Origin of the sequence: Mesorhizobium opportunistum WSM2075, from assembly GCF_000176035.2 — a bacterium.
Lineage (GTDB): Bacteria > Pseudomonadota > Alphaproteobacteria > Rhizobiales > Rhizobiaceae > Mesorhizobium > Mesorhizobium opportunistum.
Map to the genome: position 1 here is coordinate 3542495 of NC_015675.1, position 21323 is coordinate 3563817.

At 65.3% G+C, this 21323-nt stretch carries 9 protein-coding genes; 2 read left to right on the forward strand and 7 right to left on the reverse strand.

Going from position 1 to position 21323, the window contains the following annotated elements:
* Positions 1–3: 3 nt before the first annotated feature.
* The 7 genes from MESOP_RS17065 to MESOP_RS17095 all read right to left on the reverse strand — a co-directional run bounded on the left by MESOP_RS17065 (position 4) and on the right by MESOP_RS17095 (position 12836).
* A complete protein-coding gene (locus MESOP_RS17065; RefSeq protein WP_013894582.1) occupies positions 4–1044 on the reverse strand; it encodes a sulfate/molybdate ABC transporter ATP-binding protein in 1041 nt (346 codons plus the stop codon).
* A 12-nt stretch (positions 1045–1056) separates the two neighbouring features.
* A complete protein-coding gene (gene cysW, locus MESOP_RS17070; protein WP_013893320.1) occupies positions 1057–1941 on the reverse strand; it encodes a sulfate ABC transporter permease subunit CysW in 885 nt (294 codons plus the stop codon).
* Positions 1934–2785, reverse strand: a complete 852-nt coding sequence (gene cysT, locus MESOP_RS17075) for a sulfate ABC transporter permease subunit CysT (protein ID WP_013894583.1) — start codon at positions 2783–2785, stop codon at positions 1934–1936. Before cysT ends, cysW begins: the two co-directional genes overlap by 8 nt.
* A gap of 81 nt (positions 2786–2866) precedes the next feature.
* A complete protein-coding gene (locus MESOP_RS17080; protein WP_013894584.1) occupies positions 2867–3895 on the reverse strand; it encodes a sulfate ABC transporter substrate-binding protein in 1029 nt (342 codons plus the stop codon).
* A 222-nt stretch (positions 3896–4117) separates the two neighbouring features.
* Entirely contained in the window at positions 4118–4816 is a 699-nt protein-coding gene (locus tag MESOP_RS17085; protein WP_013894585.1) for a M15 family metallopeptidase, read from the reverse strand.
* A 268-nt stretch (positions 4817–5084) separates the two neighbouring features.
* Positions 5085–7190 (reverse strand): penicillin-binding protein 1C, encoded by a 2106-nt coding sequence (gene pbpC / locus MESOP_RS17090; RefSeq protein WP_041164765.1) that lies wholly within the window; start codon positions 7188–7190, stop codon positions 5085–5087.
* Between the two features lie 165 nt (positions 7191–7355).
* On the reverse strand, positions 7356–12836 hold the full coding sequence (locus MESOP_RS17095; protein WP_013894587.1) for an alpha-2-macroglobulin family protein: 5481 nt from the start codon (positions 12834–12836) through the stop codon (positions 7356–7358).
* A 280-nt stretch (positions 12837–13116) separates the two neighbouring features.
* Here MESOP_RS17095 and MESOP_RS17100 point away from each other — a divergent pair, with 280 nt between their 5' ends.
* Both MESOP_RS17100 and MESOP_RS17105 read left to right on the forward strand, forming a co-directional pair.
* Positions 13117–15045, forward strand: coding sequence for an autotransporter assembly complex protein TamA (locus MESOP_RS17100; protein WP_013894588.1), 1929 nt, complete (start codon positions 13117–13119; stop codon positions 15043–15045).
* Positions 15046–15047: 2 nt separating this feature from the next.
* Complete coding sequence (locus MESOP_RS17105; protein WP_013894589.1) at positions 15048–21104, forward strand: translocation/assembly module TamB domain-containing protein; 6057 nt, start codon at positions 15048–15050, stop codon at positions 21102–21104.
* The last annotated feature ends 219 nt before the right edge of the window (positions 21105–21323 follow it).

The window sequence follows — 21323 nt, forward strand, 5'->3', positions numbered from 1 at the left end:
GGATCAGGTAGTCGGAAACAGTTTCCAACGTCCCGGGCGGAAAGCCACCCGGCTCTTCTGCGCCGCCGGGTGATCGACCGGCAGTTCGATCTCGACCCGCCGGCGTTCGCCGCCGATCTCGAGCTCGACGCGCCGCGTGCCGGCGACACGGCGGCTGGCGGCCACCGTGCCGGCGATGCAGCCGCTGCAGCCGTCCAGCAGTTCGACATCGTGCGGGCGGAAATAGAGCGTCGCATCGCCTTTTGGCGCGTGCGGCGCCGACAGCCCGATCGGACGGTCGGCGAGCCAGATCTCGCCGTTCTCGACCTTGACGGGGAGCGAGCTCGATTCGCCGATGAAGCCGTAGACGAAGGGCGAGTTCGGCGTGTCGTAGATGTCGTCGGCGGTGCCGACCTGCTCGATGCGGCCCTGGCTCATCACCACGACGCGGTCGGCAAGCTCCAGCGCCTCTTCCTGGTCGTGGGTGACGAAGACGGTGGTGTGGCCGGTGGCATCATGGATTTCGCGCAGCCAGCGGCGCAATTCACGCCGCACCTGCGCATCGAGCGCGCCGAACGGCTCGTCGAGCAAGAGCACCTTGGGCTCGATCGCCATGGCGCGTGCCAACGCCACGCGCTGGCGCTGGCCGCCGGAGAGTTGTGCCGGATAGCGCTTTTCCAGGCCCGAGAGCTGGACGAGGTCGAGAAGCTCGGAGGCGCGGCGGCGGATTTCCTGCGCCGGCGGCCGTGATGGCCCGTGCCGGACCTTGAGGCCGAAGCCGATATTGTCGGCCACCGTCATGTGCCGGAACAGCGCATAGTGCTGGAAGACGAAGCCGACATTGCGCTCCTGGATCGATCTCTGCGAGGCGTCCTCGTCGCCGAAGAAGATTTTTCCCCGCGTCGGCCGCTCCAGCCCGGCGATCAGCCTGAGCAGCGTCGTCTTGCCGGAGCCGGACGGCCCCAGCAACGCGATCAACTCGCCCGACTTGATGTCGAGCGACACGTCGTGGAGCGCGGGAAACCGCTCGAATTCCTTGCGCACATTGGCAACGCGAACTTCCATTTAAAGAACCTTCTAATGCCCGCGCGTCGCGGCGAGTTCGGCGCCGTAGCGCATCTCGAGCAGTGTTTTCAAGACCAGTGTGACCAGCGCCAGCCCGGCCAGCAACGAGGCGACGGCGAAGGCGCCGACGGCGTTGTACTCGTTGTAGAGGATTTCGACATGCAGCGGCATGGTGTTGGTCAGGCCGCGTATATGGCCCGACACCACCGACACCGCGCCGAATTCACCCATGGCGCGCGCATTGCACAACAGCACGCCGTAGAGCAGCCCCCATTTGACGTTGGGCAAGGTGACGAACCAGAAGGTCTGCCAGCCATTGGCGCCGAGCGAAAGCGCCGCCTCCTCATCGCCATTGCCCTGTTCCTGCATCAGCGGGATCAGCTCGCGGGCGACGAACGGGAAGGTGACGAAGACGGTGGCCAGCACAATGCCCGGCACGGCGAACAGGATCTGGATGCCATGTCCCTTCAGCCAATCGCCGAGCAATCCTTGCGCGCCGAACAAAAGCACATAGACCAGGCCCGAGATCACCGGCGAGACCGAGAAGGGCAGGTCGATCAGCGTGGTCAAGAACGCCTTGCCCTTGAATTCGAACTTGGCGATGGCCCAGGCGGCGGAGATGCCGAAGACGACATTGAGCGGCACCGAGATCGCGGCGACGAGCAATGTCAGGTGGATGGCCGAGCGCGCATCCGCTTCGCCCAGGGCCTGCGTATAGGCACCGACGCCTTTCGCCAGCGCCTCATGGAAGACGATGATCAGCGGCAAGAGCAGGAAGACGCCGAGGAAGGCAAAGGCGATCGCCATCAGCACGGCCTGCGCCGGACGGCTTTCGGTCACCGCCGCCGAGCGGCTCTCATGGTAGGGTTCCCAGGATTTGATTTCGGGATCAGCCATAGCGCTTGCGGCTCCATGTCTGCACCAGATTGACGACCAGAAGCATGACGAACGACAGAGCGAGCATGATCGCCGCGATCGCGGTCGCCGCCGGATAATTGTATTCCTCGAGCCGGATGACGATCAAAAGCGGCGCGATCTCGGATTTGTAGGGCAAATTGCCGGCGATGAAGATGACCGAGCCGTATTCGCCGACGCCGCGGGCAAAGGCCAGCGAAAAGCCGGTGATGATGGCCGGCGCCAGGCCCGGGAACAGCACGCGGGTGATGATCTGGAAGCGGCTGGCGCCGAGCGTGGCGGCGGCTTCCTCGACCTCCTTGTCGATCTCTTCCATGATCGGCTGCACGGTGCGCACGACGAAGGGCAGGCCGATGAAGACCAGGGCGATGACGATGCCGAGCGGCGTGTAGGCGACCTTGAGGCCGAGCGGCATCAGGAGCTTGCCGATCCAGCCATTCGGCGCATAGAGCGTGGTCAGCGCGATGCCGGCGACCGCGGTCGGCAGCGCGAAGGGCAGGTCGACCATGGCATCGACGATGCGGCGGCCGGGAAAGCGGTAGCGCACCAGCACCCAGGCGACCAGCGTGCCGAACACGACATTGACGATCGCCGCGACAAAGGCGGTGCCGAAGCTGATTTCCAGCGCATTGATGGTGCGGCGGTCGGTGGCGATCGCCCAGAAATCGGTCCAGCCAAGCGCGGCCGAGCGCCAGATCAGCCCGGACAGCGGGATAAGGATGATGAGGGTGAGGTAGGCAAGCGACAAGCCGAGCGTCAATCCGAAACCCGGAATGACACTCGGCTGCCTGAACCGCCACCCCGCCTGCGCGGGTGCTGTGGTCATGGAGTTCTGGATTGTCCCTTCTTACTCAGCCAGACTTCGTCGAAGAAGCCCATTCGCGGGCTTCTTCGGCACTACCGAACCTCACTGGGCCGGCTTGTAGATCTGGTCGAATATACCACCGTCGCCGAAATGGTAAGGCTGTGCCTTCTTCCAGCCGCCGAAAAGCGGATCGTCGATGGAGATCAGCTTGATATCGGGGGTCTTGGGCAGATCCGCCGGCGCCAGCAGTTCGGGCTTGGCCGGGCGATAGTGGTTCTTGGCGATGATGGTCTGGCCTTCCTTGGAATAGAGCCAGCCCAGATAGGCTTCGGCGACCTTGCGCGTGCCCTTGGCATCGACATTGGCGTCGACGATCGCCACCGGCGGCTCGGCCAGGATCGATGTCGGCGGATAGACGATCTCGAAATTGTCGGCGCCGAATTCATCGAGCGCCAGATAGGCGTCGTTTTCCCAGCCGATCAGCACGTCGCCGATGCCCTTTTGCGCGAAGGTCACGGTCGAGCCGCGCGCGCCGGTGTCGAGCACCGGGGCATTGGCATAGAGCTTGCCGACGAATGCCTTGGTCTTGGCTTCGTCGCCGCCATCGTTGGCGTTGGCGTAAGCCCAGGCCGCCAGATAGTTCCAGCGGGCGCCGCCGGAGGTCTTGGGGTTGGGCGTGATCACCTGGGTGCCGTCCTTGACGAGGTCGTTCCAGTCATGGATGCCCTTGGGATTGCCCTTGCGGACCAGGAAGATGATGGTCGAGGTGTAGGGCGCCGAATTGTTTTCGAATTTCTTGCGCCAGTCGGGATTGATCTTCTTCGACTTCGAGACGATGGCGTTGATGTCGCCTTCGAGCGCCAGCGTCACCACATCGGCCTCGAGGCCGTCGATCACGGCGCGCGCCTGGGCGCCCGATCCGCCATGCGACTGCTGGATGGTGACCGTCTCGCCGGTCTCGGCCTTCCAGTGCGCGACGAAGGCCTCGTCATAGGCCTTGTAGAGCTCGCGCGTCGGATCGTAGGACACGTTGAGAATGGTGGTGTCGGCAAACGCGAAACCGAGCGTGCCGAACTGGACAGATGCGGCGACCAGTACGCCGAGCAGTTTCTTGAAATGAGGTTTGGTCATTTCTGCCTCCGTTGAACCCGCGCCAAATCTACCGAATTCATAGAAATTAGATGCATTGAATGTTGCCTTTTTCGTCCTTCTGGAGAAAATATTAGATGAGATTTCGTGCTGCGGAGAAATTTCTTCCTCTCGACGCTCAAGGCTGACTCTGATGTCCGCCATCCGGCCTATCTAGAGATACATGGTGGCTAGGCAAGACCGCTTTGGGTTTGGCTCGGCAAGTTACCTGGCGCTGACCGGAAAATCGAAGCGGCGGATCCGGAACGGTTCATTGGCCAGCGTAAAGTGCCACCATTCGCGGGCATAGTTCTTGAAGCCGCCGGCGCGCATGGCATCGACAAGCAATTTGCGGTTTGCCGCCGCTTCGCGGCCGAGCGGGCGGTGCGCCGTCTCGCTCGACGGATCGAAACAATCGAAGCCGGTGCCGAAATCGAGTGTAACCGCATCGATGGCGCCGCAGGCCGGTTTCGGCGCGGACGGACCGTCGGCTCGCGCGATGGCGACATCGAGCGTCGAACCACGCGAATGGCTGGACAGTTCACCGACATAGCCCTTGGCGATGAGGTCGCTACGCTTGACCTTCGGATACCATTGCGGGTCTGGTGGTCCGCCCTCTCTGGTCCATTTGCCCATGTCTGTGACGGCCTGCGCCGGGCGGTAGCAGTCGAACACGACCAGCGTCAGGCCCTTGGCGGCAATTGCCTTCTGGACGCCGGAGAGTGCGTTTGCTGTCTGTTCGGTCAGGATGCAGACCGGCGCTTCATAGCCGCTCGCCTTGCGGTGAAGGAAGTTCTCGAGGCCGGCGTAGCGAATGTCCTGGCGGATGGTGGGGTCGACATCGGCGAGCCGGACGAAACCGGCGGGGAGGGGACCGGCGTGTGCGGGGAGAGGGATTGTCGCGACGAGGATTGTTGCCAGCATTGAGGCCACAGATCGTCGAGGTTTGCGCGAGACACCCCCCTCTGCCCTGCCGGGCATCTCCCCCGCAAGGGGGGAGATTGAGCGCTCGTCCGCTTGCACCAATCTCCATCGTTGCAGGAATGAGCGGAGCGCTGAATCTGCCAATCTCCCCCCTTGCGGGGGAGATGGCCGGCAGGCCAGAGGGGGGTGCCTTGGAACCGGGATGGGCAAGTATCCTGCTATCCACCGACCTTGTGGAAAGCCAATTCGATGAATCCCTTCCAGCCGTTTATTCAACGAATACCTTCACACTCGCCGCTCGCCCTGCCGCGTCGATCACGGTCAGCGTCGAGTAACCAGCGCCGTCCGGTTGCCAGGTCGCGGTGCGGCGGCGGTCGATGCCCACCAGCGGTTTGCCGTTGGCCAGCCAACGGAACGGCGCGCGGCCGCCCTGCAGTTTCAGCACCAGCGGCGAGGCATCGGCCGAGTTGGTACCGAGATCGACGCGCGCGCCATTCGGCGGAAAGATGATGGTCGGCGCGGGTTCGGTCGGTGCCGCCTGCACCAGCCCGTCCGCGCCGGCGCCGAAGCGGGCGAGCGTCACCGGCAGATCCTCGCGCTTGGGGCTGAAAACGCCCGGCGGCTTGCCCGGCAACGGCACCGTGGCAAGGCCCGAGCGGACAAAGCCTTCGAACAGGATGGGGGCCGCCGAGACGTAGCCGGAGAGGCCCGGCACCGCGCCGGCATCGGGCCGGCCGACCCAGACGCCCAGCACATAGCGGCCATCGAAGCCAACCGACCAGGCGTCGCGGTAGCCGTACGAGGTGCCGGTCTTGTAGGCGATGCCGCGCTGCAAGGCGCCCTCGGGCGGCTTGACGCCGGACAAGATGTCGATGATCTGCCAGTTCGCCTGGTCGTTGAGGATGGTGGTGGTCGCGCTTTCGGCATTGGCCGGCTCGGTGCCGTCACGCAATGTGTGCGTCTTGCCGCCATTGGCGAGCCCCGTATAGAGCTGGACCAGATCGCGCAGCGTGACGCCGACGCCGCCGAGACCGATGGCCAGGCCCGGCGCCTGGTTGACCGGCAGGATTGGGTTCACGCCGGCCTGGCGGAAGCGCGCCGTCAGCCGCGCCGGCCCGACAGCATCGAGCACCCGGATCGCCGGCACGTTGAGCGACAGTTGCAGCGCCTGGCGGATGCTGACATCGCCCTGGTAGCCCATGTCGAAATTCTTCGGCCGGTAGCCGCCGAAATCGACCGGGCTGTCCTCGATCAGCGTTTCCTGCGCCACCAGCCCCTGCTCGAAAGCAAGGCCATAGATGAATGGCTTCAGCGTCGAACCGGGCGAGCGCACGACCTTGGTCATGTCGATCCAGCCGGAGCGGCTGGCGTCGAAGAAATTGGCCGAGCCGACTTCGCCCAAAATGTCGCCGGTGCGGGCATCGGCAAGCACCATGGCGACGGAGAGACGCGGGCCGAGCCTGGTGGCGGCATCCCTGGCCACCTGTTCCAGGCCTTGCTGGACGCTTTTGCGGATCGTCAGTTTCAGCGGTTGGCCGGGAACCGCCTTGGGCAGCAGTGCATAGGCGGCGTGCGCGGCGAGCGCCGGCAAGGTTCGGCGCAGGCCCGACACATCGTCCAAAGCGGCGCGCGCGGCCTCGCGTTCGCCGAGCAGCCCCGACGAGACCATGCGGGTCAGCACCCGGTCGCGGGCGGCGTGGGCAATCCCCAGGTTGCGGTCGGGGCGGCGCTTTTCCGGCAATTGGGGCAGGGCGACGAGCAGGGCGGCCTCGGAAACGGTCAGCCGCTTCGGTTCCTTGCCGAAATAGGCGAGCGCGGCGGCGCGCACGCCTTCGAGGTTGCCGCCATAAGGTGCCAGCGTGAGATAGCGTTCGAGAATCTCGCGCTTGGACAGCCGCCGCTCGATCTGGACGGCACGCAGCATCTGCTTGATCTTGGAGCCGAGGCTACGGCTTTCGCGGGGCTCGATCAGCCGGGCAAGCTGCATCGACAGCGTCGAGCCGCCGGAGACGATGTGGCCGCTGCTGGCGAACTGGCCGGCGGCACGCGCCAGCGCCAGCACGTCGACGCCTTCATGGTCCCAGAAACGCTTATCCTCATAGGTCACCAGCATATCGACGAACTGCTCGTCGACCTGGTCGAGCCGGGTTTCGAGCCGCCAATAGCCGTCCGGCGTGGCGAAGGCGCGCAACAGCTGGCCGTCGCGGTCCTGGACCTCGGTGGAGACCGTGAGTTCCGCCGGGAGCGGGGGCGGGAAGGCGCGGTCGAGTTCCCAGAGGGTGGCTGCGGCGAGAGCGAGGACGCCGGCGCAGGAAGCTGCGGCGATGGCGGCGCGGCGGACGAATTTTCTCGAGAGCACGGCGCTGCCCCTCATCCGCCTGCCGGCACGACGGCCCTTCGGGCGTTCGCCGTTCGAAAAGCCAAGCAATTGGCTTTTCGTCCGCTGCGCGGACCACGGCTCACCTCCCCGTATAGAGACGGGGAGAAGGAAGCTGTCATGAGCGCAATCGCCATTTTCATGATCGCCACCATCGGCGCCTTACGGCGCCTTGATCTCCATCATGCCGGTGGCGGTGCGGGCCGAATATTGCGGACGATACATGTCCTCCACCGTTGCCGCCGGGTGCGCATAGGTGCCCGGCGTCACGGCGCGCACGACATAGGCGAGCGTCAGATTGTGGTCGTGGTCGCCGTCGGCCGGATTGAACGCCGCGACGAAACGGTCGTCGCGGAATTCGAGGTGGGCGGCGTCGGTCTGTGCCAGCCAGGAGAAGTTCGTCAATTGGGCGCTGGAGACCAGGCCGGGATTGTCGATCTCGAAGCCGGCCGGCAGAAGGTCGGTGACCAGCAGGCGCGACGGCCAGCTGTTCTGCTCGGTGACCTTGAGCACGACGACATAGCGTTCGTTCTGGGTTGCCTCGGTGACATTGGCTTCGGTGCCATCGAGCTTGTAGTAGGTGCGGCTGATGGTGAAGCCGTCGCCGCCGGCGGGCAGAGGCTCGATCGGCGACGCCACGGTGGTGACGACGGCCTGCAGCGGGGTCGTGCCGGTGTTGGCGATTTCGAGCGGGCTGTCGGCCAGCTCGGAGCCGTTGACCTGGTTGGAGTAGCCGCCGGAATGCGGCGCGCCATTGACGGTCAGCGTGATCGAATCGTTGCCCTCCTTCAGCGCGCGGGCCGCCAGCAGCATCCAGGAATCGTCCTGGGTGCTGGTCCAGCGGGCTTCGGCGCGTTCCCTAGTCACCAGCCTGATCAGCTCGGGCACGATCGTCGACACCGGCTTCGATTCCGCCGCCAGCGCCAGTATCGCCGCGCCGTCACGCAGCCGCGAGCCGTAGTCGGAGCGGTAATAGTCGTAGTCCGTGCTCGACTTGGCGAGCTGCAGCGCGGTCTTGAACGTCGCTTCGGAGCGCTGGGTGTCGCCGTAAAGCGCCAGGCTCGCCGCCAGCTGGGCAACGGCCATCGGGCTCGAGAAGGCTTCGAGCTGGGTGTCCGCGTAGTAGCGCAGGTCGCCGATCGAGGCCTTCTTGTTGCGGGCCAGCACGTAGAGGGCGTAGGCGATCTCGCTGCCGCGGTCCTGTACGCTCTGGTCGTAGCCGAGCGAGTTCTGCAGATTGCTCAGCGCCTGGTTCATGGCCAGCGCCGGCACGTCATATTTCTGCTCGCGCGCCCTGGTCAGGAACTCGCTGACATAGGCGTCGAGCCACAGATCGCCGGAGCCCGGACCCCAAAGCCCAAAGCTGCCGCTCGAGGACTGGTAGCTCAGCACTTTGTAGATGGCGTCCTGGATGCGGCCATGCAGATCGGGGTCGCTTTCCATGCCGATGCCCGATGCCATGTCATTGACATAGAGAAGCGGCATGGCCCGGCTCGTCGTCTGCTCGGCGCAACCGTAGGGGTAGCGGTCGAGCGTCATCAAGAGCGACGGCACGTCAAAGGCTGCCGCCTGCGAAACGCCGACACTGACGGAAGCGCCGTCCAGCAGGCTTGCCGCCAACAGCTCCTTGTCGACACGCAACGCTCCGCCATTGCCCTTGAGGTCGACCACGAGGCGCGTGGTGACCGGCAATTGCGCCGGACGCACCGGCACATAGAGCGTCTGCTCGACCTTGGTGCCGTCGGCATGGGCGAGCTTGATGGTGAGCGAGGCATTGCCCGCCGTCTTTGCGATCAGCGGCACGGTCAGCGTCTGGCGCTTGCCCTGGGCGAGCGTCAGCTTCTGGGGCAGGGGCTTGTCGCCGGTCGACAAGTCGCCCGTCGTGTCGATCGACAGCGCGTAGTCGCCGGCCGGGCCGTCGGTATCGGCCACGTCGAGTCGCATGACGGCGTCGTCGCCAGGCGCCAGGAAGCGCGGCAGGCCGGCGGTGATGACTATGGGATCGCGCACGATCACATCCGACTGGGCATGACCGACAGCATCCTTGGTCCAGGCGACGGCCATGACGCGCACGGTGCCGTTGAACTGCGGGATGTCGAAGTCGATCCGTGCCTTGCTGTCGGCGTCGAGCTCGACCGGGCCGGAGAAGAAGGCAACCAGCTTTTCGGTTGGCGGACTGCCTTGCGCCTGCATGTTGGCGCCGTCACCGCCGGTCCTGAGCTTGCCGGTGGTGCCCAGCGAGCCGTCGATCAGGCGGCCGTAGATGTCACGGATTTCCATGCCCAGCATGCGCTGGCCGAAGAACCAGTTCTCCGGGTCCGGCGCCTTGTAGTTGGTCAGGTTGAGGATGCCGACATCGACGGCGGCAACCATGACATAGGCATTGCTGCCCGGCTGCACGCCGGCCACGGAAACCGGGATCGACAGTTGCTGGCGCGGCATGGTCTTGTCCGGCGGCGTCAAGGTGATGGCGAGCTTCTTCGAGCCCGGATCGACCTTCAGCCATTTCACGCCGATGGCGCGGGCCGGCATGCGCGTTTCCTGCGCATCGCCCGGCCGGAACAGGGTTGCCGTGACATAGGCGCCGGCACCCCAGTCGTCACCGACCGGGATGTCGACGGTGCTGCCGCCGGCCGGCACGGTGGCCGTGATGGTCTTCAAGAGCTTGTCGGAACCGATGTTGATCAGGAGTTCGCCGGCAAAATGTGGCGAGATTTTCAGCTTGGCCACTTCGCCCGCGGCATAATTGTCCTTGTCGAGGGCAATCTCCAGGCCGTCGGGGGTCTCGGTGGTGGTCGAGGCGACATACCAGCCGGCGTCGAACTCGTAGCTGGTTGCCGGTCCCTCGGGGTCCGAGGTCTCGACTTCGAGCCTGTACTGGCCCCAATCGACGGGCACGGAGACCGTGGCGTCGCCATCGGCGTCGAGGTCGACCTGGCCGTTGGCGATCGACTTGGTGAAGGTGACCGGCTCGTAGTTCCATGAATTGTTGGAGCGGTACCACTGGTAATTGCGTTCGACCTTGACCAGCGTCCACTGCGCGCCCTTCAGCGCCTCGCGCTTGCCGTCCGGATCGACGGCAATCAGGCTGAACTTGGCCGTGCCGCCCTGCGGCACTTCACCATCGGCGAAGTCCGGCCGGATGCCGATCATATGGCCTTGCGGGCGGATGCCGATGTTGAGCGAGCGCTCGATGGCGCGGCCGCCGGTTTCGCGCATGCGCACCGTCACCTTGCCGTCGACCAGCTTGGTGGTCGAGGGCAATTGGTCGACGGAGACCGGGAAGGTCGCCTTGCCGTCATCGCCAACCACCGGCAGACCGGTCAGCGGCGTGACCGTGGGCTCGGCCGACTGCTCGTCGGCGAGGCCGAAGGCAAAATTGGGGAAGCGGTCCCAGTCGCGCGACGTCGACAGCGTCAGTTCGCCTTCCAGCGCCAGGCCCGCCGCCGGCGCGCCATAGAGGAAGCGACCGTCAATGTCGATGTTGGCGGTTTCGCCCTGTGCGATCTCCTGCTTGTCGGCCTTCATGTCGAATTCGATGCGATCCGGCACGAAATCCTCGACCAGGAACATCTGGCTGGCAACCGCCGGCTGCTTCGGATCGGTGTAGATCGACACCGACCAGGTACCGCGCATGGCGTTGGGCTCGAGCGGCAGGTCGACGGCATGGCCGCCGGCCGACGCGCCGTCGCTGACGATGCGGCGGTCCTCGACCCCGTCGGGTCGTGAGAAGATGAAGGTCAGCGGCAGGTTTTCGACCGCCTTGGCAGCGCCGTCGCGGGCAAGCGCGGCGACATGGACATCCTCGCCGGCGCGGTAGATGCCGCGTTCGGTCCAGGCATAGACGTCGAGCGCGCCGGGCGCGGCGCGCCCGGTGACGCCGCGATCCGACAGGTCGAAACCGGCCTTGGACATGTCGAGGAAGACGAAGTCATTGTCGCCCTGCTTGGCCATCAGCACCGCCGGCACCATGCCGCCGTCGCCGCGGGTCAGGCCGGGGTTGAAGACGGCATGGCCGTCGGCATCCGATGTCGCGGTGCCGAGAACCTCGTTGTTGCGGGCAACCAGCGTCAGTTCGGCGCCTGCTATCGGCTTGGCGCTGCCCAGCGAGCGGGTAAAGACATTGAGACCGTCCTGGCCGGTATAGGTCGACAGGCCGATGTCGGAGACGACGAACCACTGCGTGGCCATCGAACCATAGTCGTCGCTCTTGTCGTTGACGGCCTGGGCGGTCAGCACATAGACGCCGGGCTTGCGCTGCGGCAGCGCCTCGTCGACCGGGAAGGAAGTGGTGACCTCCTTGTTGAGGTCGTTGGCGATGTCGAGCTGGCCCTGCCAGACCGGCGCGCCCATCTGCTCGGAAATATTGGAGATGTCGTAGCCGTCGAGCTGGTGCAGGAACTGGTAGCCCGACAGAAGCTGCGCCAGCGACCGGTCGCCGATGCGATAGAGCTTCATCTCGGCGGCGTTCATGTTGACGGTGACCACCGGGATGCCGCGGCGCGCGCCGGCCGGCAGCACGAAGCTATCGCCGGTGAAGCGGGCGGACGGAGCGCGGTCCTGCACATAGATCGACAGCACCACGGGGGCGGCGGTTACTTCGCCTATCGCCGCCGGCAGGCCGGCGCGGAAGGTGACATCGTAGTGCTGGCCGTGTTCCAGGCCTTCGACGCAGATCTGCTTGTCCTTGGCCTCGACGCCCTTTGGCGGGGCGTTGTCGACGGTGACGAACTGCGCGTAGTCGACGCCGGTCTTGACCAGATCCTCGGAAAACTGCGCGCAGATGCGCGGCGCGCTGGTGTCGGCATCGACACTGTGGTCGATGACGCGGAAACCCTTGCGGGCCTTGAGGTCGGCATACTCCGCCTGGACCGCCGGCGAGGTGACCAGCGCAAGACTGGCCTCATAGGCCTGCAGGGCCGGCCGGTAGAGATCGCGTTTGTCGAGGCCGTTGCCGAGCAGCGCCAGCACGTCGGCGCGCGTCTTGGTGGTGCGCAAGAGCTTATAGGCGTTGAAAGCAGCCGAAGTGCCGTTCATAGGCAAGGTGGATACTTCCGCGGTGCTGGCCGTGGGCTGCACGGCCAGTGTTTCGCGCGCCAGGTTGAGCCAGAGCTGGCCATCGTCGGGCATCACCGAGACGGCGGCCTCGTATTTCTGCATGGCCGAGCGATGGTCGCCGGTCTGTACGGCCTGTTCGGCGGCCTTCGTCAGTGCCGCCATGCCCTCGGTCGGCTTGTCATAGGCCGGGCCGAGCAGCCTGTTGCGGTATTGCTGGGCCTGGTCGGCCATCCAGTTGGGGAAGAAGGCGAGTTCCGGCGGCGCGCCGATATCGGGGTCGCCATCGATGTTGACGACCTTGCCAGCGACCGCGCCGCTGAACGGCTTCATCTGGTTGTAGTCGGATTTGAGAAAGCACCATTTGGCCTTGGTGTTGTAGGTAAAGGCGCGGCAGGCCGGATCGCCAAGGCACGTCGTCTTGCATTGGTCGAGGGTGACGTTCTGGTCGGACCTGAGGTCGAAACCGAAATAATCGGAATTGTCGGTCGTTGCGATTCTTCGCGCTTCGGCCGCTTGCGCGACGGTGCCCCAGGCAAAGAAGAGAAGGAGAAGAATCGACAGACCACGAGCCGCGCGCATTGCCATAACACCCTCCAGACAATTGCAGACGTCCGGGCATGTTCAAGCTCCAGTCAGGCTTGTCAACGCGCAGACGCGGCAGGTTCCGCCTGCCAACGGTTTATTTTCCGGCCAAGGACCGGTATGCGGACAGTAACCTCCATAGGACAGGGGATCACGCATTCTTGCGGAAACGCAGAAGGTGTGAATTCCAAGCCCGTCCTATTTCAGACAATTGGATTGTGGCCCCTTTACGAGCGCTTCAGAACTTCATTCCAATTTTAGTTTTGTGAACTAGGGTGTTTTAATGCCGGCGCATGAAAGGCAGATGTCAGGACGGATCGCGCCAGGGCGCGTGCTTCCGCGCGTCCTGCTTTTTGCCATGGTGTGCTCGGCCGCGCTGGTCGCCGAATCAAGATCCGCGGCTGCGTTCGAGCTTTTCGGCATCAAACTGTGGGGTTCCTCCAATGACGAGGACGCCGATATCGTCGATCCGCTGCGCTACGCCGTGACCATCTCCGCCCCCGATGCCGACAAGGATCTCGTCAAGAAGCTCGAAAACGCCTCGGCACTGAAAAGCGACGAGGATCGGCCGGTCTCGGGCTCGCTCGGGCTGATGGCCAAGGCGCGCAGCGACCGCGAACAGCTTGTCGCCGCGCTTTATGCCGATGCCCGCTACGAAGGCGTGGTCACCATCACCATCGACGGCAAGCCGCTCGACGATTTGCCGCCGGACGCCGAATTCAAGGGCCCGCAGCCCATTCCGGTGGTCGTCAACATCGCCGCCGGCCCCAAATTCACCCTCGGCACGATCAGGCTGGAAGGCGACGCGGCGGGGCTGATGAGCGCCGACTACGGCCTGATCGCGGGCGGCGACGCAGGGTCCGGTGCGGTGCTGAAGGCCGAGGCGCTGATCGTGCGGACGCTGAAAGAACAAGGCAGGCCGCTGGCCAAGGTGACAGACCGGCAGATCGTCGCCGACCATGCCACCTCGACGCTCGACGTGACGCTGACGGTCGCCGCAGGACCGGTCGCCGGCTATGGCGCCACCACGGTTGAAGGCACCGAGAAGGTCGACCGCGACTTCACCGAATACATGACCGGGCTGAAGCGCGGCAAGCAGTACTCGCCGCAGGAGATCAGCGACGCGCGCGACAGGCTGCTTGCGCTCGAGGTTTTCAACAGCGTGACGTTCAAGGAAGCCGACAAACTCGACGCCGACGGCAACATTCCGATCGGCGTCCAGGTCAGCGAGCGCAAACCGCGTTATTTCGGTCTCGGCGGCACCTTTTCCAACACCGAGGGGCTGGGCCTGGAAGGTTATTGGGGGCATCGCAACCTGTTTGGTCACGCCGAGAAGCTGCGCATCGACGGTGCCATCAGCGGCATCGGCAGCAACGATCTGTCCGAGTTGAACTACAATGCAGGCATCATGTTCGAGAAACCCGGCGTAATCGGCCCGGCGTCGAAATTCTTCGCCGGCATCAAGACGGTGCTCGAACATCCCGACGCCTACGACCATTTCTCGATCAAGGGCAGCACCGGCCTGTCCTACGAACTGACCAAGCAGCAGACGGTGTCGGCCGAGTTCGCGCTCGACTACTCACGCATCCACGATGCCTTCGGCAAACACAAATACCTGATCGCCAGCATCCCGCTGCAATATGTCTATGACAACAGGGACAATCGGCTGAACCCGACCAAGGGCTTCCGGGTGCTGGCCTATGCCGAGCCGAGCTACGATATTCTGAGCGGTGCCGCCTTCCTCAAGCTCAAGGGCGAGGGGTCGGCCTATCAGTCGCTGGATACGGCTTCGAAATTCGTTTTGGCCGAACGCGTCGCGATCGGCTCGATCGTCGGCACCAGCCTGCAGAACGTCCCGGCCGACCGGCGCTTCTATTCCGGCGGTGGCGGCTCGGTGCGCGGTTATGCCTATCAGGGCATCGGCCCCAAGGACTTCACCGGCCAGCCGATCGGCGGCCTGTCCTTCTTCGAGACCTCGGTGGAGATGCGCATCGCCATTACCGACACGATCGGCATCGTGCCGTTCGTCGATGCCGGCACCGTGTCGGAGAAGTCGGTTCCCGACTTTTCCAACGTCAAGGTCGGCGCCGGCGTCGGCCTGCGCTATGTGACACCGTTCGGACCGCTGCGCATCGACGCGGCCGTGCCGCTCAACCGTGACCCCGGCGATCCGCGTTTCGGCATCTATGCCGGCATTGGCCAGGCGTTCTAGACATGAAGACGGTCTGGCGCATCCTTCGCATAGTCCTCTACACGCTGCTGATCGTGGTCGCGGGCGCAATCGGTGCGCTCGTCGTGCTGACCAAGACCGAGCGCGGCCGCGACAATCTCGCCGGCATCATCTCGCGGCTCGCCTCGAGCGACGAGCGCAAGGTCACCGTCAGCGGCATCGACGGCATCTGGTCGGGCAATTTCAGCGTCGACCATGTCGTGCTGGAGGACCGCGAAGGCGCCTGGCTGGTGGCGCGCAAGGTGGCCGTCGACTGGTCGCCGACGGCACTTTTGTCGAAAAGCTTCAGCGCCGAGCGCATCGCGGCCGAGCGCATCGAACTGGCGCGTCTGCCGGTGGCCGGCACGCAACAACAGCCGGCGCCGAGCGGCACGACGACGCTGCCGGTGTCCATCGACATCAAGCAGATCGACCTGCCGGAAATCGCGCTCGGCGAACAACTGGCCGGCAGCGGCATCGCTGAGCTTGCGGCCAAGGGATCGGTCAAGGCCGATGACGCGCCGCTGGCGGTCGAGACGGTGCTCAACGTCACTCGCCATGACGGCAAGCAAGGCAATGTCGATGCCAAAGTCCATTTCGCTCCGGCCGACAACAAGCTCGACCTCGACCTCAAGGCATCGGAGCCGGCGGGCGGCATCATCGCCAACCTGCTCAACCTGCCGGACGCGCCGCCGGTCGATATCGTCGTTTCGGGCACGGGACCGCTGGCCAACTGGAGCGGTGTCGGCACCTTCCTCGTCGATCATCGGATCGTCACCCAACTCACCGGCCGCCATCAGCTGACCGACAAGGGCCACCACCTCGAAGCCAAGGGTGACGGCGACTTCGCTTCCTTCCTGCCGGAAAACCTGAAGCCGCTGTTTGCCGGCAAGACCAGCTTCGACGTGGCGGGCACCGCCACTTCGGCCGGCGGTCTCAGTGTCGACCGGGCCAATATCGAGAGCGACGCCGTGCACGGCACCGCGACCGGCATCGTCGATCCCGCCGGGGCCAGCGATCTCGCGGTCGAACTCGCCGCCAAGGGGCCGCCCGTGGTGGTCAGCGTCGGCAGCAAGGCGCAACCGATTACACTGGCGATCAAGAATGCCACCGCCAGGGCGTTTGGCGACGGCAAGGCGCCGATCGTCGACATCGGCGCCTCCTTCGTTTCGATCGTCGTCGGCGGCACGCGGCTGGACGATCTGGCGGCGCAGCTACATTCCGACGGCTTCGACATCCAGAACCGCGCCGGGCCGGTCACCGTCAAGCTGGAGGCGGGCGGCTTGAAAACCGACGTCGCGACCTTGGCGCCGTTGATCACCGGCAAGGTCAATGTCGACCTGGCCGGGTCGGTCAGCAAGGACGCCATTACCATCGATCAAGGCACATTGCGCTCCGATGCTGTCAACGCGTCGCTGACGGCCACGGTAACGCTCGCCGATCTGTCGATGCAGCTCAAGATGAATGCCGATGCGGTGGCGACAGCCTTCCCGCCCCAGATCGCCTCGGTGCTCGGTGGACGCGTGAAGTTCTCGGCCGCCGCGACGCGCGATCCGCAAGGGGCGTTCGCCGCCAATTCGATCTCGCTCACGTCCGGCTCGCTCAGCGCCAGCGGCACCGCCAGCATGCAAGGCACCGACATCCAGGCCGATATCAAAGGCAAACTGGGCGACGTTTCGGTGCTGTCGCCGACGGTCGGCATCCCGGTCGCTGGCGGCGTTGGTTTCGCGCTGTCGGCAAGCGGCGCCCTGACCGCGCCCGATTTCACCGTCTCCGCCGACAGCGACAGCCTGACGGCCTCGGGCCGCACTGTGAAGACGATCAAGCTGACGGCGAGCGGCAAGGCCGACATCGCAAACCCCTCCGCCGATATCTCGCTGACCGGTGCCGTCAACGATCAGCCGCTCGACGTCAAGGCGTCGCTGGTAACGAGCGAGGGCAAGCGTTCGATCAACGGCTTCCTGGTTTCGCTAGGCGACAACAAGGTCTCGGGCGACCTGGCGCTCGATGACAAGTTCATGCCCCTGGGCACGCTGACGCTCGCCGCGCCGGCAATCGACCAACTGGCGGCACTCGCCGGGCAAGCGGTGACCGGCGACATCAACGGCACCATCGACTTCGCCAAGGCGGGCGACGTGCCGTCCGTCGCGATCGACGCGAAGAGCACGTCGATCGCGCGAGGCGAGGTGACGGCCAAGGCGATCACCGTCAACGCGCTGGTCGCCAACTATCTCAAGGCGCCGGCGATCTCGGGTACGATCAAGGCCGACGCGGTGACTTCGGGCACCACCGAAATCAGTGGCATCGGCGTCGACCTGAAGCGCGACGGCGACTGGACCAATTTCACTGGCGGCGCGACGATAGCAGGCATCCCGGCGACCGCGGCAGGACGGGTCAAGATCGCCGAGGGTACCACGACCGTCGAGGTCGCCTCGGGCGAGGCCACGGTGCGTGGCATCAAGGCGGCGATCGCCCAGGCCTCTGCGCTGACCATCGCCAATGGCACGGCCAGCATCGACAGGCTGGCGCTCGATATCGGTGGCGGCTCGGTGACGCTGTCGGGCAGCGCCGGCCAGACGCTCGATCTCGCAGCAAAAGTCTCCGCGCTGCCTGCCGCCCTTGCCAATGATTTTGCGTCCGGGCTCGATGCCGTGGGTACGCTCGGCGGTACAGCGCAGGTGACCGGAACGCCGGCTGCTCCGGAGGTCCACTTCGACGCGCAGCTTACCGGCGTCGAGACCAGCCAGACCCGCCAGGCCGGGCTCGGGCCGCTCGCTGTCGATGCCGCGGGCGCCTACACCATGGCCGGCGGCGTCGCCCTCGATCATGCCATGCTTTCCGGCGACAAGATTTCCGGCACGGCTTCCGGCACCATCAATCCGAACGGCGCCAGCGATTTTGCGCTTGATCTCACTTCATCCGGCCCCAGCCTGCCGCTGACGGTCGGCAGCACCGAAAGCCCGGTCAGGGTCGAGGTCCGGTCCTTGTCGGCGAAAGTGGCGGGGGAAAGCACGAAAGCCCGCCTCGACCTGTCCGCGATCGTTCCTTCGATCGCCACCAGCCCGGCGAAGGTGGACGGTCTTGTGCTGGCGCTGCACTCGGACGCTTTCGATCTCAAGAACCGCGCCGGGCCGGTTTCCGGCACGGTGTCGGTGGACAAGGTCGGGCTCGACAATCCCATGATCGCACCGCTGATCGCCGGCAAGATCACGGCCGCCCTCAGTGCCCGGCTGACATCGGATGCCGTCGCCATCGACAGCGGTTCGCTCAAGAGCGATGCACTCAACAGCCAGGTCGCCGGCCAGGTATCGCTGCGTGACGGCGCCATCGACCTCAAGCTGAATGCGGATGCCCCGTCATCGGCCTTGCCCGCTGCGGCGCGCGGCATGCTTGGCGAACGTGCGCAAATCAGCGCCACGCTGAAACGCGACCCCAACGGCAGCATAAACATCGATGCCTTGAAGCTGACCTCTGGCGCGCTCACCGCCGGCGGGCAGGCGAGCCTTGCCGACAACAAAGTGGCGGCCGACATCAAGGGCGCGCTGAGCGACATCTCGCTGCTGTCGAAGGATGCCAGGGGCGCCATCGCTTTCGGGCTGAGCGCCCAGGGGCCGGCCACCGCACCCGACCTGTCGCTGACCGTCGATAGCGACAGGCTGTCGGTGGCTGCGCGCGAGATCACCGGGCTGAGGCTCACGGCCACCGGCAAGGCGGATGCCGCCAATCCGGCGGCGAACGTGCAGTTGACCGGCAATGTCGCGGGTCAGGCCCTGCAAGGCAGTGCGGTGCTGGCGACGGCGGACGGCAAGAGCGCCATCAACGGCCTGCTCCTGTCGCTGGGCAAGAACAGGATTTCAGGCGATCTGGCGCTGGACGACAAGTTCGTGCCTGAAGGCACCATCTCGCTCGACCTGCCCGATATCGGACCGCTCGCCGCGCTCGCGCTGGAGAAGGCCGAAGGCGACGTGCGCGGCACCATCGCCTTCTCGAAGAACGGCGCAGCGCCCCAGGTCGCCGTCAAGGCGACGACCGCCTCGATCACGCGCGGCGATCTCCAGGCGAAAGCCGTTTCCATCGATGCGCTGATCGCCAACTATCTCGCCGCTCCGGTGATCTCGGGCAAGATCCGCGCCGACACCGTCACCTCGGGCGGCACCGTGATCAGCGGCATCGATGTCGACCTGAAGCGTGACGGCGACTGGACCGGCTTTTCCGGCGGCGCCACGGTCAAGGGCATTCCGGCCAAGGCCGCCGGCCGGGTGAAAGTGGCGAATGGCACGACGACCATCGAGCTCGCTTCCGGCCAGGCGACCGTCCAAGGCATCAAGGCGGCCATCGCCCAGGCCTCGACGGTCAGCATCGCCAATGGCACGACGACGCTGGACCGGCTGGTGCTCAATCTCGGCGGTGGCACGGCGACGGTGACCGGCAAGGTTGGGCAGGCGCTCGACATCAACGCGACGCTGGCCCGGGTGCCGATGTCGCTCGCCAACAGTTTCTCGCCCGGGCTCGATGCCGCCGGGTCGATTTCGGGCACGGTCAAGGTGACTGGTGCCCCAGCCAGCCCGGCTGTCGCCTTCAACATCGACGCAGCCGGCGTGCAGACATCGCAGACCCGCGGCGCGGGTGTTGGTGCGGTCAGTGTTTCTTCGTCAGGCACCTTTGCCGGCAACAAACTGACCTTCAACGCCAATGTCAGCGATGGAGCCGGCCTTGGCCTCAAGGGCGGCGGCACGGTGACGACGGCGGGCACGCCGGCGCTGGCGCTCGACTTCAATGGCGGCGTGCCGTTCGGCATCCTCAGCCAGAAGCTTGCCGCGCAAGGCCTGTCGCTGACGGGAACGGCCAATGTCAAAGTCCAGGTGCGCGGCCCGGCGACGTCGCCTGTGATCGGCGGCAGCGTCAGCACCTCCGGCGCGCGGCTGGTCGATGCGCGCTCGGGCCTTGCCGTCAACGATATCGCCGCCGACGTCTCGATCGGCGGCGGCGTCGCCAGGATCAACCGGCTGACCGGAACGCTGTCGACGCGTGGCAGCCTTTCGGCCAGCGGCACGGTCGGCATCAACCCGGCGCAAGGCTTCCCGGCCGACCTGTCGATCAAACTCACCGACGGCCGCTATACGGACGGGCGCGTGGTGACCGCCAATCTGGGCGGCGACCTGACGATCAAGGGGCCGCTCGTTTCCGCTCCGGCGATTGCCGGCACCGTCAACCTCGCCAAGACCGTTATCACCGTTCCCGACAAATTGCCGGGCTCGCTCGCCGCGCTCGACGTCAAGCACAAGAACGCGCCCGGCGCGGTGCGGGCGCAGGACAAGGCGCTGCGCCCGGCGACGGCCAGCGGAAAGAGCGGCGGCGGCGGTCTCGCGCTGAACGTCACCGTCAACGCACCGAACCAGATCTTCATCCAGGGCAGGGGCGTCGACGCTGAATTCGGCGGCTCCCTCAAGCTCACCGGCCCGGCCTCGTCGCCGCAAGCGATCGGCACCTTCACCTTGCAGCGTGGGCGGCTTTCGATCCTCGGCAAACGGCTGACCTTCACCGAAGGCACGGTCGGCTTTTCCGGCTCGCTGGTGCCCTATCTCAACCTGACCGCGACCACGACCACGACCAGTGCGACCGTCACCATCGTGGTATCGGGCGAGGCGACCAATCCGAAATTCACCTTCTCCTCGGTGCCGGCGCTGCCCGAGGACGAGGTGCTGGCGCAACTGATCTTCGGTCGCTCGATGTCGAACCTGTCGCCGCTGCAGATCGCGCAACTGGCTGAAGCGGCGGGGCAACTGGCCGGCGTCGGCGGCTCGACGTCGCTGCTTGAAAACCTGCGCAGCGCCATCGGCGTCGATGATCTCGACGTCACCACCGACGACAAGGGCGGCACCGCTGTCTCCGCCGGCAAGTACCTGAACGACCGCACCTATGTGACGATCCAGAAGGGCGACAAGCCGGGTTCGGGCAAGGCGACCATCGACCTCAATGTCGGGCGCGGCATCAAATTGCGCGGCGAGGCGACGGACGCCGGCGAAGCCAAGGGCGGCATCTTCTACGAGAAGGAATATTGAGGGTCTGGCCCTTCACCGTGGCCAGGACTGGCGCTGTCGTAACCAGTGCAAATGTCTCAGTCTAATCGCCCGAAGAGATTTTGGCGGAATCTGGGCGCACTAGCAATTTTGCGTCAAGACTGTCGCTATCGCGCGTACCGCTCTCTTTTCAAAGTTGCACATTCGCTAACATGTTCCCAATCCAAGCCGTCTTTGACATCATGGCCTGGATGCGGAATG